The 15,426-nt window shown below is 46.8% G+C and carries 12 protein-coding genes and 1 pseudogene; all 13 read left to right on the forward strand.

The genetic code is table 11. The features are described from left to right. The first annotated feature begins 2 nt into the window (after positions 1-2). The gene (locus SR908_RS15875) at positions 3-881 is read left to right on the forward strand and encodes a hypothetical protein (RefSeq protein ID WP_246925752.1); all 879 of its coding nucleotides are present in this window, start codon (positions 3-5) and stop codon (positions 879-881) included. Between the two features lie 19 nt (positions 882-900). After that, positions 901-1,758: a glycosyltransferase gene (locus tag SR908_RS15880; RefSeq protein WP_246925755.1), complete on the forward strand. Its 858-nt coding sequence runs from the start codon at positions 901-903 to the stop codon at positions 1,756-1,758. A gap of 52 nt (positions 1,759-1,810) precedes the next feature. Continuing rightward, positions 1,811-3,709 (forward strand): glycosyltransferase family 2 protein, encoded by a 1,899-nt coding sequence (locus SR908_RS15885; protein WP_246925758.1) that lies wholly within the window; start codon positions 1,811-1,813, stop codon positions 3,707-3,709. Positions 3,710-3,791: 82 nt separating this feature from the next. Next, positions 3,792-5,543 (forward strand): hypothetical protein, encoded by a 1,752-nt coding sequence (locus SR908_RS15890; RefSeq protein ID WP_246925761.1) that lies wholly within the window; start codon positions 3,792-3,794, stop codon positions 5,541-5,543. Between the two features lie 44 nt (positions 5,544-5,587). Next, positions 5,588-7,816, forward strand: a complete 2,229-nt coding sequence (locus SR908_RS15895) for an alginate lyase family protein (RefSeq protein ID WP_246925764.1) — start codon at positions 5,588-5,590, stop codon at positions 7,814-7,816. A 99-nt stretch (positions 7,817-7,915) separates the two neighbouring features. Then, positions 7,916-8,806: a glycosyltransferase family 2 protein gene (locus SR908_RS15900; RefSeq protein ID WP_246925775.1), complete on the forward strand. Its 891-nt coding sequence runs from the start codon at positions 7,916-7,918 to the stop codon at positions 8,804-8,806. After that, positions 8,803-9,231: a UDP-N-acetylglucosamine transferase subunit ALG14 gene (locus SR908_RS15905; protein ID WP_246925777.1), complete on the forward strand. Its 429-nt coding sequence runs from the start codon at positions 8,803-8,805 to the stop codon at positions 9,229-9,231. The genes SR908_RS15900 and SR908_RS15905 overlap by 4 nt, the downstream gene beginning before the upstream one ends. Continuing rightward, complete coding sequence (locus SR908_RS15910) at positions 9,228-9,737, forward strand: glycosyltransferase (RefSeq protein ID WP_246925786.1); 510 nt, start codon at positions 9,228-9,230, stop codon at positions 9,735-9,737. Before SR908_RS15905 ends, SR908_RS15910 begins: the two co-directional genes overlap by 4 nt. 126 nt (positions 9,738-9,863) lie before the next feature. Next, positions 9,864-11,252, forward strand: coding sequence for an undecaprenyl-phosphate glucose phosphotransferase (locus SR908_RS15915; protein WP_246925796.1), 1,389 nt, complete (start codon positions 9,864-9,866; stop codon positions 11,250-11,252). 65 nt (positions 11,253-11,317) lie between these two features. Next, positions 11,318-12,538, forward strand: a complete 1,221-nt coding sequence (locus SR908_RS15920) for an O-antigen ligase family protein (RefSeq protein ID WP_246925798.1) — start codon at positions 11,318-11,320, stop codon at positions 12,536-12,538. Between the two features lie 209 nt (positions 12,539-12,747). After that, a complete protein-coding gene (locus SR908_RS15925; RefSeq protein WP_246925802.1) occupies positions 12,748-13,638 on the forward strand; it encodes a hypothetical protein in 891 nt (296 codons plus the stop codon). 76 nt (positions 13,639-13,714) lie between these two features. After that, positions 13,715-14,329 (forward strand): sulfotransferase, encoded by a 615-nt coding sequence (locus SR908_RS15930; RefSeq protein WP_246925805.1) that lies wholly within the window; start codon positions 13,715-13,717, stop codon positions 14,327-14,329. Between the two features lie 101 nt (positions 14,330-14,430). Further along, positions 14,431-15,419: pseudogene (locus SR908_RS15935) on the forward strand (DDE-type integrase/transposase/recombinase). Positions 15,420-15,426 lie beyond the last annotated feature (7 nt).

The raw sequence follows: 15,426 nt of genomic DNA on the forward strand, positions 1-15,426 counted from the left end.
TCTTGAGCGAGGTGGTTTTGGTGTCTTACTCGTTAAATAAAATCAAGTTTGCTAGCCCAAGTAAAGTTGATCTCTCGTCTTTGGATTCGCTCTCCAGAGTTTCTTATAGTGATATTTTTTCGCATAGACCTGCCGAGCCTTGTGTCTCTGTTAAAACCGTAGAGGGCCATCGCTACGACTTCATACTGTCACCCAAAAAAAGTGATAAGCTATTTGTTGTTTTTAGCGGTTATGTTGATAGAAAAAAATTAAGCCCACCTGTGTTCCAACGCTGGAAGTGGGCGGAACGTTTCCCTGGTAATGTGCTTTATGTATCAGACCCATCATTATACTTAAATGAGACACTGTCTTTAGGCTGGTACATAGGGACTGAAAAGGTTGATCATTTAAAAAACATATCTGCTATTGTTATGGAAATAGCGAACCATTTAGGAGTAAAAAACTCAGGTATCATTGGATACGGGTCTAGCGGTGGCGGATACGCATCAATGCGGCTGGCCGATTTTATACCTGAAATGACTAGCATTGCCATAAACCCGCAAACAGAAATAAAGAAATATTCAAAGGTGACGGTGAATAGTTTCTTAAGAGCCTGTTTTGATAAAAAGTATGATGATTTTGACTTTAGCTTACATTCTTCACGTTTCAACTTGATGTACGATGCGAACAGCTTAAAAGAAAAACGAGTAATTTTGGTTCAAAATACTGTAGACACTAACCACTATACTAATCACTACCTTCCGTATTGTGCAATGCGCGGCTACGATGGAACGACGCCTATAAAGTCAGAGAAATTCAATACGCTCCTTTTTGAGCATAAAGAAGGGCATTCAGGGACAGAGACGAAAGCCGTTTTTAGCGAAATAATGGGCCTGCTTTAGCAGAGTCAAGGTGGTCGATATGTTGTTTAAAAGCAAAGTTCGTAAACGTGTCTATTTTGTGATGCGCTATAGCATTCTTTCCAGAGAGAAGAAGGGCTGGAATATTGGACGAGAACAAGAATTTGAGGAGTATAAAAGGCTGCTTTTTGAACAAAACAGGCTTGACTGTCATTATAATATTTTCTCGAAATATGTTGTCCCTAGTTTGGAAAAACAAAGTGCAGGCCTATCTGACGTAAAGCTTTTGGTTTATACGTCGAAAGATTTACCAGAAAAAGCGAGGCGAGATTTAAATGCCACAGTGAGGGACAAAACATGGATAGAGGTGATAGACTTAGATCCAGAAGATAAATTTTTTGATAAAGTCAGGGACTATATCGAAAAAGACAATAAGGGGAAAAATTCCACCATAGCCACTGTTCGTTTAGATGATGACGATTTTCTCGCGACTGATTATTTAAAAATGCTCTGGAAATATGTCAGGGAAGACTTTGTCGGGTTCAGTGTCACATTTCCTGCCGGATTTATTTGTAGGTTAGATAAAGAAAATTACAAGCTGACAGAAAGTTTGTCGATGAAAGTGCCTAAGACGGCTTCGAGCTTAGCTTACATTTCGAGTTACGATGGTGTGAGTGGTAAGTTTAAGTCAAAATTCTCACATATCTATGCGGTCGGAAATCATACGAAAGTAGACAGCAAAAGCGCTATGATAGCTGATTATTCGGCGCCAGCCTATGTGAGAACGAGTTACGATGAGCAGGATACGCGTGATGCCAATTTTGTGAAACTCAAAGAAAAGTCACCGTCAGCTAAGAGTGCTGAGTTAATAAAAAGATTTAATCTGACGGATAAAGATTTCGCTCCTGAGCATAATTAAGACAAAGCCTTTGATTTTTTAGTTATCTGTTTTCTAGTCTTGAGTATTTTTGATGAATATTATCCGTCACTGTGTAACGTTAGCCTTTCAATGTACTCCTCAGTCTCTTAGGCACTTTTTGCGAGACCGACTTTCGCAAGAAAAAGTAGATAAAATTAAAGGTTTGGTTCTTAAGAAACAAGTTAATGAGTTTCAAAAGCAAAAAAACCGTGCGCGTAAGCTAGAAGATAAACTCTGGGGGGGGTTCTCTACCCAGGCGCTATTAGATTTACATGAACTGCGTGACGACACAGAAGCTAAGTTACATGTAAGGGTGTACGCAGCTTGGGCTCTGGCAAGATGGTTTGCTTGTAAGGAGGATTATGAAAGCGCACTTCAGCATGCAGTGTTAGTACGTGAATGGTGCACTTGGAAACCCTTCGATCTTGCTCAAGCATTACTAGAGGTAGACTGCTTAGTTAATCTTGGCCGACATGAAGAGGCAAGAGCTGTCGCGGGTACGGCCTTGGAATATCGTCCGGGTAATACCCAACTGGTGCTTGCCCTAGCTAACACATATATATCAAATGACGATAACGAGCGCTTGAGCATTATTAACAAAATTTACATGCAGCAAGGCTTTGATGAGATATCAATTAGGCAACAAGAAAAACCATTAGGAATGGGAAACATAGCGGCGGCTACTGGAAAGCCTGTTGCAGTTGCAAGCAGAGAATGCCCAAAAGTTACCATAATCATGCCTGTTTATAAGGCTGAAGAAACGTTACATATTGCAGTAGATAGCTTGCTTGGACAATCTTGGGAAAATTTAGAAATTTTAATTGTTGATGATTGTAGTCCAGATGATACGTTTTCTGTAGCTAGAGAATATGAGAAGATAGATTCACGAGTTAAAGCATTCAAACAGGAAGTGAATCAAGGCTCTTATTCAGCGCGCAATTTAGCCTTGTCCAAGGCGACCGGAGAGTTTATAACAACGCACGATGCTGACGATTGGTCTCACCCCCAGAAAATAGAGACGCAAATTTCTCATTTGCTAGCTAATAGAAATGATTTTGTCGCAAATGTTACGCACTGGGTTAGGGTGTTTCCTAACCTTTTGTTCAGAGGCACGTCGCGACCGACTAACCACATGATTCAGTGGAATCATTCGTCGCTTATGATGTCGCGCGAATTGCTTTTGCAATTAGGTGGATGGGATAAAGTTCGTATTACCGGTGATACAGAATTAATATGGCGACTTGAGCACTTTACGGGTAAGAAACTTGCAAAAATTTATAAAGATATCCCCCTTTCTTTTGCCTTAGAAGATCCATCATCTTTGACTCGTCAAAGCCATTCGCATGTTTGGTCTATCCACTACGGGGTCAGGCGAGAGTATCGCGAAATGGCCGATTTTTGGCATAAGCATGTTTCCGAAAGCCAGTTACAGCTTGATAATAATCTTTGTGAGCGCCCTTTTCCTGCGCCGAGCTTCATGCAGGCTGATAAGAAAAATTGCGTGAGTACTGATGTGTTACTGATCATGGACTGCGGAAGGGTTGGAACGCGGCATGTGACTAATATGGAGTATGTTAATCACTTTCTGGCACAAGGGAAGCATGTGGGATTATTTCATTGGCCTCATTATCGTGCTGATGTAACTAAACCAATTAACAATGAACTACGGCAGCTTGCGCTCGAGAAGAAGGTCTCTATTTTTGTCTCGGGGGAGAATATTGTCGCATCGGAAGTGGTGGCGCTAAATCCATTAGCGCTTGTGTATGTGATTGATCGACCGCCGAGCATAGAATCGAATAATATTCTGATTGTAGCGGATGTGGAAACAAGTCAAGAGTTTAAAAGTGGCTATAAAATTTCTTCACATACGGTAGATGACAATTTAAGAACGCTATTCGGTCTTGAGACGAAATGGGGAAAAGCAGCTGATATTGGCATTGATTCAATATAGTCTCTAGTCGTCAATTTGAGAGCAATACATGTTAGAATGTAAGTCATTAAATATGCAATTTCGTTGTTAAGGCCCCTTTGCCATGAACTTGTTCCGTCAACAGTACTTTTTTTGGCCGTGGTTTTTCCAAGTGATGAGGGCTTTTTTTAACACACGCCCATTGACTACAGCTGCAGTAGTTATACTGAATGCTATAGGCCAAGTTACCAGTATGCTCTCGACGCTTTTGCCGTTGAAAGTTATATTGCTTGCTGGATCGGATGGGGTGCCTCGGTATTTTCAATTTTTTATACCTTTAGATGAAAAGTCTGTATGGATTGCTATTTTGTCGGCTGGGACCGTTGGCCTATTTATAACCACCTCCATAATTGAAAGTGCCTCAAGGAAACTCGCACAATCAGCTAGCAGTGAAATTCTCGAGAGTGCAAATGAGATTACGGTCATTGCGGATCAAGGTGAAAAGGCCACTTCGTATTTTTCTAGCTTCTGTTCCATAGTCTCGTACTCAGCTTTTATACTTCTTGTATTGATCGTTCTTTATTGGGTTAATTTTAACCTTCTTGTTTTCTTGTTGCTTGCCTTGGCTGTCGAATTTTCCTTTTCTGTTTGGGCCATTTCTGGCGCTGACGATATTAATCCAGGGAAGTTAAAATCTACGGTATTATATAAGCTCGGCACTTATTTAAGCATTCTAAAAACCATAAACTTCCTGATTGGTTTTTTTGTTATTATTTATCCTTTCCTTGTTGGGCAGGGGTATAATGTACTATTTGCTATAGTGTCTATTATACTGATTCGACAGGCATTGAATATGCTCAGTTCATTGCTTTCTAGCTGCGTTGCCCTGGCCAAGAGTCGTCACCGTATTAATACATTAGTTTTCCGTGAACACCAACTGGAAGACAGGGAGCATCGCTACAGCAAAGCTCTTCGTGACCTCTTTGAAAATAAGAATCGTGAGATAATGGCTGCTCGGCAGTTCGAGTTCAGCGATGAAGATGTGCATGTGACGTCAGAATGGATGGATTCGACGATACCAGCAGTAAAAACATTTAAAATTAATATAGAGAATGAAGGAAAAACAGAGTATTATCAGCAACAGGTATATCCCCCCAATCGTCTGAGCAATTTAGAAAATGAAGCGTTCTTGTTTTCTCATGTAGCCCGTGAACGGTTAATGGCTCCACAAATACATTCGCGTTTTTCTGTTGGAACATTCGAATGTCAAATATGTGAATTTGGTGACGCCGTTACTCTAGAAGGTGATTCATGGCGAGAATGGGAGCCTAAGCTTTTTGAACGGATTTGGGCTTGCCAACCCCCCAAGTCATTAATTGACGCTTATTCCGCTTCACATAAAGTCTTACATAAGCGCTTTAGTGACGAGTTTCTGTCGCGAGCTTCAATTGCAATTGACAGTGGTGAAGAAAAGACTGTTTTAACCACTTTTCGTTATCATCTAAAAGCAATAGTCAAATATCTTTCTGAGCTGCCAGTCTATGTACATAACCCAGATGCTAATAGGGCTAACGTAATTAGCAGCAATGGTGGGGAGGATGTTCTGGTGATGACATGGGGGCGCTGGGAAATATTACCAATAGGCTCAGTTATACCTGGTTCCTTTTCTGATGATTTATTAACCCCCCTGTTAGATGAAGTATGTACAAAGAGGGGCGATATAAATAGTAACCTTTCAGCTGGCGACTTACGCTATGCTAATGCCTGCTACCTTATGGAGAGAGCGATTCGAGGAGAACGCTACAAAGCTGCTCTAGAGAATATGAATTTTGTGCTGCATTTCTTGCAACTGCCTTATATTGTGAGTGAGCGCTAGTTGGTTATGTGTAAATTACTATATATATTAGGTCAGTGATTGCCATGAAAGTGCTTGCTAGTTGTTTTGTTAATAAAATAAGCCGGCTTCTTACACCCTTTTTACATAAACAAAATACAGGGGAATTTAAAAAAGCAGCCGCTGAAAATCTAAGAAAAGACTATATAAATTCTCCGGCAAGCCAACAAGTAGATAGTTTTGCTCTCTATAGAATTATTGGCAACGACTTGATTCCTCGTCACGCTAAAGGGCAATCGAAGTCGAACCTCGCTTTCATCTTAGAAAACGAACCGGAACTACCTGGGTGTGAAAAGCGTTTTATTGTCAATCGTATTGTTGACCGGGATGAAGAGCGCTCAATTATTGAGATGCTGGAATCGGCCGGATTGTATTATATCCATATACCCTTTGACTGTGATGAATATCGAGCTGCTCGGATTGATTACGAAGGCGTGCCTACAGAATATTTTCCCTATACAAAAAAGTTCTCAAAGTTGGGGGAGGCGGAACAAAAGCGTGTGATGATGAGGCTCTATCGTCATAAGAATAACTATGTAATGAATAATAATGGAGCAAGAAATTCAGCATTGCGACAGGGAAGGTCTCTTGCCAAATGGGTATTGCCTTGGGATGGGAACTGCTTTGTGACAGCCGAGGCTTGGGAACAGATCGTTTCCGATGTTTCTCTTAGCCCCGAGTATCCTTATTTTCTTGTGCCGATGGCACGCCTTGAAGATAATAACCTGTTATTTAGAAAGGGCTTTCAGCCTGAGGCACACGAAGAACCTCAATTAATTTTTCGTAGTGATAGCAACGAAGAGTTTGATCCTAACTTCTTCTATGGTCGTCGGCCCAAGGTTGAGCTTTTCTGGCGGCTGGGTATAGCTGGGCCCTGGGAGCGTTGGAAAAATGAGCCATGGGATTTGCCGCGTCCATCTCTGAGCTCTGATGCTGGGGCTTACGCTCAAGCAGGATGGGTAGCTAGGTTATTCTCGGGGCAAGCTCATCTGGAAAACACGTCATCGGGGCTAGTTGACCGTGGTGTTGCTCGTAATGATGCGATTGGAGAGTTGATTGAACGGCTAGACCTACAAGTTTTGCAATCTAGCTGTGAGTTCAAGAACAACTTATTCATTAATGGTAGCTTTAAACTAGGTGAGAAGAGTAGTTTTTTGCCGACTTCGGATTTGGTGAATTACTTGCGGCGATTGTCTGAAGAAGCTTTGGCCCGCGGTCCCTATTCTGTTACAGATAAGAAAACCTTACCCCCTAGTAAAGATAAGCATGACTATTGGCATCCTGCCCCTTATTATTGGCCAAACCCCATCCCGATTCCTGGCTTACCGTATTTGCCGAGAGATGGAAAACGTGTGCCCGGGACACGGCTTTACGAAGCAATGAGTGACAATTACGATCGCACGCGTGTTCAAAGACTATTTGATGATACTTATACATTGACTTTGGCATACAATGAATTTTCAGAAGTTCGTTTTCTAAATCATGCAGCTTCGTTGGTACGTCGTTGGTTCATTAATCCAAAAACGGCCATGTCTCCTCACTTGAAGTATGCGCAAGTGAGGCGTGGTTGGAATAATAATCAAGGGAGCAGCTTTGGGATTGTTGAGCTTAAAGATTTTTATTTCTTTCTTGATGCTGTCGGGTGTTTGTACTCTAATGGCGCTTTGGATGAGAAGGAAATGAGTTGTTTTCAGACATGGTTAGAGTGCTACCTAGACTGGCTAGTTAATAGTCCACAGGGGAGGCGAGAAAGGTCGTCATTAAATAATCATGGTACCTATTATGATTTGCAGATTGTAGCTGTTGCAGCCTTTTTAGGGAAGACTTCACTGCTAAAAAATACGTTGTTGGATAGTCAATGTCGTATCATTCAACAGTTTTCTCCTAATGGTCACCAGCCTGAGGAAATGAAGAGAGCAACAACCGAACACTATTGTTGCTTTAATCTGCAAGGCTGGATTCACCTTGCGGAGCTAGCAGAGCGCTATGGTATAGATTTGTGGACAATTGAAGGCTCAGATGGGCGTGGGTTGAGAAAGTCCATGGAATGGATCCTTTCTTTTCTTGGTAAGGAATGGCCTTATAAACAAATTGATGATTTCGATAAAGGCAGGTTGTTACCAATTTATCATGTGTACGTCGATAAATATGGGGAGCTTCCTTTTAAGGTTGATCATTCTGTCCCGAGCAAAGAATGTGTTAAACCTTTTTTCTTTTCACATGACGGAATAAGGCCTTTTTGGCAATTTACGTGACCATAGCTTTATTTTTTAATTTGCTATGAAGTGCTTGTGCAATGAAGGTGGGGCTATTTTTAGAAGTGTGGAAATGAGTATACAAAGGGAAAGCGTTAAATGACCAACGATGCCCCTCGGGTTTCTATTATTATACCGACCTATTTAGACCAGCAAGCGCTTCAATGTTGTCTTTATGCTTTGTCCAGTCAAACCTTTTCGTTTAATGATTTCGAGGTACTTGTCGTAGATAATAAGTCGCCTTTCTCACCATTAGACCTAGTAGTACCAAGTGAAATGAATGTACGCTTTTGTCAAGAGGCTAAGCCGGGTTCTTATGCTGCTCGTAATCTTGGTATTTATGAGTCAAGAGGCGAGGTGCTGGCCTTTTTGGATGCAGACTGTGTACCTGAAAACGATTGGTTGGCAGCCGGGATCTGGTCTCTAGATTCAACTGGCGCAGACTTGCTAGCTGGTTGCATCGAATTGACGTATCGTTCCGAGCGATTGATGCCTGCAGAATGCTTTGAGAAGGCCTTTGCATTTCGTCAACTACAGAATGTCAAGAATGGGGTGTCGGTCACTGCCAATTTATTTGTAAGAAAGCAGGTTTTTACTCAGGTCGGAACTTTTGACGAGGAGATGATGTCCGGTGGCGATTTTGAGTGGACTCGCCGGGCTACTACCCGTGGTAATCGGCTGGTTTACTGTCAAAATGCGGTGATTCGGCATCCTGCACGTATGACACTCAAGGCGCTATGCAGTAAGGCTCGCCGTGTCTCCGCTGGGAGCCGAGCGTTATACCGTGAGAAGAGGGTGCTGGATGGAATACGGCGGGTGGCAAGTGTTTTTTTGAGTGATATCGATTATCTGCGGCAGCGATCCGATATGACGCATCGCGAGCGCTTCTGGGCTTTGCTTGTATTGGTCTATATAAAGGTTGTCAAGGTTCGTCATCGACTCACTTTAAATTTTAGCGGGAATCGTATGGCACAGGGGCGCGAACGTTGAAAATCCTCTACGTGGCTTCTTTTGGCGGTCACTGGGTGCAGTTGCTACGTCTTTCCGAGCTGATAACGGCTGACGAAAGCGTTTTCGTGTCGACCTGGGGTCAGCACAATAAAGCCGCGAGCTACTACCTGGAAGACTTCAGTGTACGCGAGCTTTGGGCGGGGCTTCGTCAATTGCCTAAGGCGCTGCGTATCGTTAAGATCTGCAATCCGGATCTCATCGTTAGCACGGGCGCGGCACCTGGCCTGCTGATGTTATTCGCAGGGTTTCTGCTGCGGCGCAAGACGCTTTGGGTTGATAGCATCGCCAATAGCCAGCGGCTTTCACTCTCGTGTCGTGCTGCGCAGCGGTTCGCCACTCGCACGCTCACGCAATGGCCTCAGCTAGAAACACGACGTGTCCACTATCTAGGAAAGCTACTGTGAATGTACTGTTCACGGCAGGAACTCAATTCATTTTTCCACGCATGGCCCGGGTGATCGAAGCCGTCGCGGACGCTCGACCGAGCTGGACGTTGGTGTATCAGGCTGGGCCAGGCGCGGAGGGGGATGCTTTGCCACATCGAGTAGGTGTGCGCGTACACCCGCTTTTTCCTGTGAAGGAGTTCAAGGCTATATTTGAGGCTGCGGAGCTCGTGGTGACTCATGCAGGTATGGGTAATATTATTACCTGTCTAGAGGCGAGTAAGTCGGCAATCATAATGCCGCGATTAGTACAATGTTCTGAGCACCGTAATGATCATCAAATAGCTACAGCTGAGTCTGTAAATAAGATATATAACGTGCCTTATTTTTTTGATCACCAAGCGCTGATAGACGCAATTGTGAATTACGAGCCTACCAAGACGATGTCATCAGATATGTGGGAGAATATTAGCGCTGAGCGCAGTAAATTTAGCGAGAACCTTAATGCGCTTGTGAAGAAACTTTAGGCCTTGTGTTTTCTGTAAAGTCTTATTTTATTAGTACTTATTAGCTAAATTAAAGCTAAAGTGTGCTAGCGGTTTCGTACATACTATCTTTCATCTATGCAATAGCTTTGGATTTTATTCTTTTCAATGAAAACGACTAGGCAGAAGAAAATTGTAACTGAGCGTTTTCCAGCGCAGATATTCGTACCCTTAGTGGATGCGGGTGCTGTGCTACTGTCAGGTTTCTTGGCCTATTGCATTCGGTTCGGCTCGACCGATGTCCATGACCGTTTTTTGTTAGGCATGCTTATTATCACCATTTTCGTGATAATGGCGAATTTTTTGGATAGTGCATACGTCCGCTGGCGTACCACTCGCTTATCCAATATCCTTTTCCGGCTGTTGTGCGTCTGGCTTATCGTAGCGTTATTAGCCACATCGATCATCTATCTAGCAGAAGCGTCTGTAAAGTACTCACGTTTGTGGTTAGGGATGACGTTGCTTTTCTCGTTTGCGATATCGGCCGGGTTTCGCGTTCTTGTAATGCTGTTACTTAAACGCGCGCGAGCACAAGGGAAAAATCTACGCGGTGTTTTTCTCGTTGGTCCTCAGGAGCACCTACTCAATGTCGCACGGGGAATGCGCCAGTCACCGGGCGAAGGCTTTGCTATCTCCGGCGTGCAGCGTTTGGTGATGGCGCCTGACGAGGCCTGTTTAGCGTCTCTGGCGCGACGTGTAGAGGAATCCGGAGCGCGAGAGGTTTGGTTATGCCTGCCGCTGGAGATGGGCGGTACCGTGCGAGACATCATGTTCGCATTGCGCCACCAGACCGCTGAAGTGCGTTTTCTGCCGGAATTTCAGGATCTGAAGTTGCTCAATCATCGTATCAGCGAGGTGGCGGGGCGCTTCTCAATTGATTTGAGTGTCACGCCAATGACGGAAACGGCACGCTTTCTCAAGCGCGTGGAGGATGTTGTGCTGGGCTCTCTGTTTTTACTGGTCTCGCTGCCAGTCGGTGCTGTGATCGCGCTTATCTTGATATGTGAGTCCTCAGGCCCGGTATTGTTCAAGCAACATCGAACGGGCGTGAATGGTCGACGGTTCAAGGTGTATAAATTCCGCTCGATGGAGGTCCACGATGAGCCTTCTGGCCAGATGACCCAGGCGCAGCGGGGCGATCCGCGCGTGACTCCCTTCGGCGCCTTCCTACGTCGCACATCTTTGGATGAACTGCCGCAATTCTACAATGTATTGCAAGGGCGTATGTCCATTGTGGGGCCTCGGCCGCATGCCTTGAAACACAACGAGCATTACAAGGAACTTGTCGAGTCGTACATGAAGCGACACAAGGTCAAGCCGGGGATCACCGGGTGGGCGCAAGTGAATGGTTTTCGCGGCGAGACGGATACCATCGATAAAATGGAAAAGAGGGTTGAGTACGATTTGTGGTACATCGACAATTGGTCGCTTTGGCTGGATCTACGCATTATTGGTTTGACTCCTCTGCGAGGCTTTATTCACAAGAATGCCTATTAGTGTATGTATGTTGAGAGGCGATGATGCCGCGTAGTGATAAGTCTTGTGTTTTGCTGGGTCGTGGAATGCGCACTTATACATCGGTGGCTGTCTGGCTGCTTGGGGCCGTCGCACTGGTCATTCCTTCAGGCTACTCATTAGGCGCGCTGTTGCTGTTGCTGGGGAGCGCCGTGCTGTTGTTTACCCGCCCACGGCTGGCGCTTTCTCGCCAGGATAAGTGGATCATGCTGGTGATGCTGGCGTTCTGCTTGACTGGCCTGTGGGAGATCGCGGTTTCTGGGGAGGCATTGCGGGAGTTCGATAGGCCGAGTCGGTTCTTATTGGCGATACCGGTGCTGTTGCTGGTCATGGCGTATCCGCCGCGATTCGCTTTTCTCTGGTCGGGGCTAGTGGTCGGCGCGCTCGGCGCCGGAGGCTGGGCCGGGTGGCAAAAACTGGTGGAAGGTACCGATAGAGCCACGGGTTACACTTACGTGATTCAGTTCGGCGATATCAGCATGCTATTGGGGATTCTATGCCTCGCCGGCTTGGGCTGGGCCTTGGCGCAGCCTCAGCGTAAATCGTGGTGCGCTCTATTGCTGCTGGGTGCATTGGGTGGTTTGTTGGGATCGCTTTTCTCGGGGAGCCGGGGCGGCTGGGTTGGGTTGCCATTCGTTTTTCTGGTGCTTTACCGCGCCTATGGCGGCCTCATGACACGCCGGACTCAGGCTGTGCTGGCGGTGCTATGCGTCGTGGGCGTAGCGACCGTATACGCCATCCCGCAAATGGGGGTGCAGCACCGTGTGAATAGCGCTTTCAGCGATATCGCTGAGTACGCGGCGGGCGGTGGGCAGACCTCGTCGCTGGGGGCGCGCTTTGAAATGTGGCAGGGCGCCAGCCGGTTGGTCGCCGAGAAGCCCTTGGTCGGCTGGGGCGAAACGGGGTATCGCCAGGGCATGGAGCGCCTCGCCGAGGAGGGCATCGTCAATTCTCGGGTCGCCGAACGTTATGGCCATCCGCATAACGAGTTGCTCAATGCGCAGGTCAAGCAGGGTGTCTTGGGGCTGGTGATATTGCTGGCGCTCTACCTGGTGCCATTGAAGTTGTTCGCGCGGGAGTTGCGCGCGCCGGATATGTCGTTGCGGGCGCTGGCCACGGCAGGCACTTTGCTGCCTGTTGCCTATATCGATTTCGGGCTGACCCAGTCGCTCATGGAGCACAACAGCGGTGCCATGGTGTATGCATTCTGGCTGGCGGTACTGTGGGGATGTTTTCAGGCGAAGAGGAAATCGTTGCCGATGACCTGAAGGCGACGTGATTCGCCTTGGGGTATGTCAGACGTTAGTCCTACGCAACGTGTCCGTTAATTGCTATCATGCTAACTATTAAGACAGCATGAAGCATATAACGAGGCACGACGCATGGAACATGGGCAACCGTATATTACCCGACACTTTTTAGGGCGACTTCCGCAAGTCGTCTCCTTTGCTTCTCTGGTGAGGCAGGGAGGCGCAGCGTGAAGTCTTTGCTGCTTGGTGAGCACCGGTTGCCCACCCCGCCCGCAGGCGACCCCGCCTTCGCCCCCTTGGAAGACCCCCGCATGTACTGGCCGGTACAGCGGGCGCGCTTGGCAAAAACGGTGAGGGAGGGCGCTCAATCCCTGGGCGTGCCCGTGGAGTGTGGCTTGCTTCGCTTGTGGCAATATAATCTGCCGGGCGCCGCCTGGGTCGAGCGTATTGGTTTACCGCGCCGTGCCGTTGAGTTAACGCTTGGCGATCAGTTGATCTTGCACGTGAATCCGAATGACTTGGTTCGCGCCACTCACTGGCAAGGCTGGCCCCATAAGCACCGCCCGAATTCCTCGGCGTTCATTTGGGACGGGGAGTGGGATCTACGGCGCGGTGATCTACGCCAAGGATCTCGAACGCGCTTTATTGAAGATATCGATGCCCATCGCGACGATCTCTCGCAGTCGGAAGCTTTCGCCAAGTACATGGCACGCTTGAAGGCCGGCAAGCCCTGGTCATCACATCAGCAAGGTATCCTACTGGATAGCGAGGCCCGCATTCTCACCTTCTTGAAGGTTTACTTGAGCTTCATGGACGACATGGCCATACGCGGCTTCGACTCTACACGCGGGAAAGACATGCTGGGCGTGGCCGTCACACGTGAAGGGCGGCTCCTCAAGATCAACCGGGGCCTGCATCGTTTGGCGATGGCCCAGCATCTAGGCCTGCCGAGCGTGCCGGTGATGGTTAAGGCCGTGCATCGCCAGTGGTGGGAGCGGGTGGTCGGTGAGACCAGAGGGCAGATTGCGCTGGATAAAGTAGGGGCAACGTTGCGAAACTGTGTTCCGGAATCGCGGTCCGGTGCGCTGGACCCCGGCGGAGTGGTCCAAGCTGCTTGATTGGCCAGTTTATGTCTGGTTTGGTTCTAAAGCGTTACAAACGAATTCTATAGTTTTTACTCTTTCCGGGGGATGAATGTCAGATAAGGCGGCAGAAATGCCAAAAATCTTCATCATTGGCTTTAATAAGTGTGCAACGTCTAGCATAGACAAGTTCCTTAAAGCTAATGACATATCTTCCGTTCATTGGGATGAAGGGAGAATCGCCGTATCCTTCTTCGAAAGAATGAGTAAGGGAGAAGACCCTTTTCTGGACTATGAAACGGTGACGGCGTTCTCGGATATGATTCATGTTGATCACGAGAATGTGCTTGAACCTTTCAGAGAGTTTGAGTACATATATCGTTATTACCCAGATGCATACTATATACTTAATACTAGAAATGCTTTTGATTGGGTTCGTAGCAGGAAAAACCATGGCACCCTTTATGAACGGTATAAGTCAGCCTTAGGGTGCAATACTGATAGTGAGGTCGTTGAGCGATGGATGATGGACTGGTATGCTCACCATCACGAATGCGTCGGTTTCTTTTCGGGTAATCAAAAGTTCATGATTTACGATGTTGACCGGATGAAGCCAGAAGATATTGCAGCTTTCCTTAGCGACGATTTTCCACGGTTGGATGTGTCTCTGTTCCCTCATCGTAATAAAAGCAAGAGGCCTCTGTTAGCAAGAATAAAGGGAGGGTGATAAGTGGTTTTGTAGGGTCCCTTATGATCACATGAGCTATAGAAGTTATCCTTTATTGGCCGCTAGAGAGCTTCTACAGCAATTCATTCGGGAGCAGGCCTATGGACATCAAACTGCATAAGCAAGCGACTACGACATCCAAAATCCGTGCTGAGATTCAGGCAGCGCCTGCCAATATCAGTGATAGTGAATTGGCGCGTCAGTTTAACGTGACCGATTCGACGATCCGGCGCTGGCGGTACCGTGACGATGTTCATGACCGGCCGCACACGCGTCGTAATCTGCTCGCTACCCTCACGCCTGAGCAAGAAGAAATTGTTATTGCTGCCCGTGAATTCCTGCGCCTGGGCTTGGATGACCTGTTAATTGTGGCACGCGAGTTCTTGAATCCTCGTTTGTCACGTTCCGCACTGCACCGTATGCTCAAACGTCGCGAGGTGCAGACACTGGCAGAACTAGCTCGACAAGATGCTGGCGATGACCATAAGCCCCGACACAAGCCGTTCAAGGATTATGAGCCGGGTTATGTGCAATCGATATCAGGCATCTCCCGCAGATGCCTGATGAACAGCAGAAACGCTACTTGTACGTTGCCATCGATCGGGCTACTCGCTGGGTATATTTGGAGATCAAGAACAGCCAATCTTCCAAGGACGCGCAAGTTTTCATGACGTGTGTGGAAGAGAAGGCGCCGTTCAAGATCCAGACGGTCCTTACCGACAATGGTAAATCGTTCACGGACCGCTTCACGCGAGCGGGTGAACGTAGACTGAGTGGCCGCCATCCCTTTGACCAAGTGTGCCAAAAGAAAGGCATTGAGCACCGTCTGATCAAACCTGGGCGACCTCAGACAAATGGCATGGTGGAGCGCTTCAACGGCCGTATTAGCGACGTTCTCGTCACCCGTCGGTATGAGTCAGGCGAGGATTTGGAGCAGACACTGAAGCGCTACAATTGGCTTTACAATCACCATATCCCCCAGAAGGCGCTGCACCATCAGTCACCGATCTCAACGATGAAAGAATGGCAAATTAAGCGCCCCGAGTTATTTAATAAACGGGTAATTAATCACACGGGACCCGACATCTAAGGCTTGA

The sequence above is a fragment of the Chromohalobacter canadensis genome (genome assembly GCF_034479555.1).
GTDB lineage: Bacteria > Pseudomonadota > Gammaproteobacteria > Pseudomonadales > Halomonadaceae > Chromohalobacter > Chromohalobacter canadensis.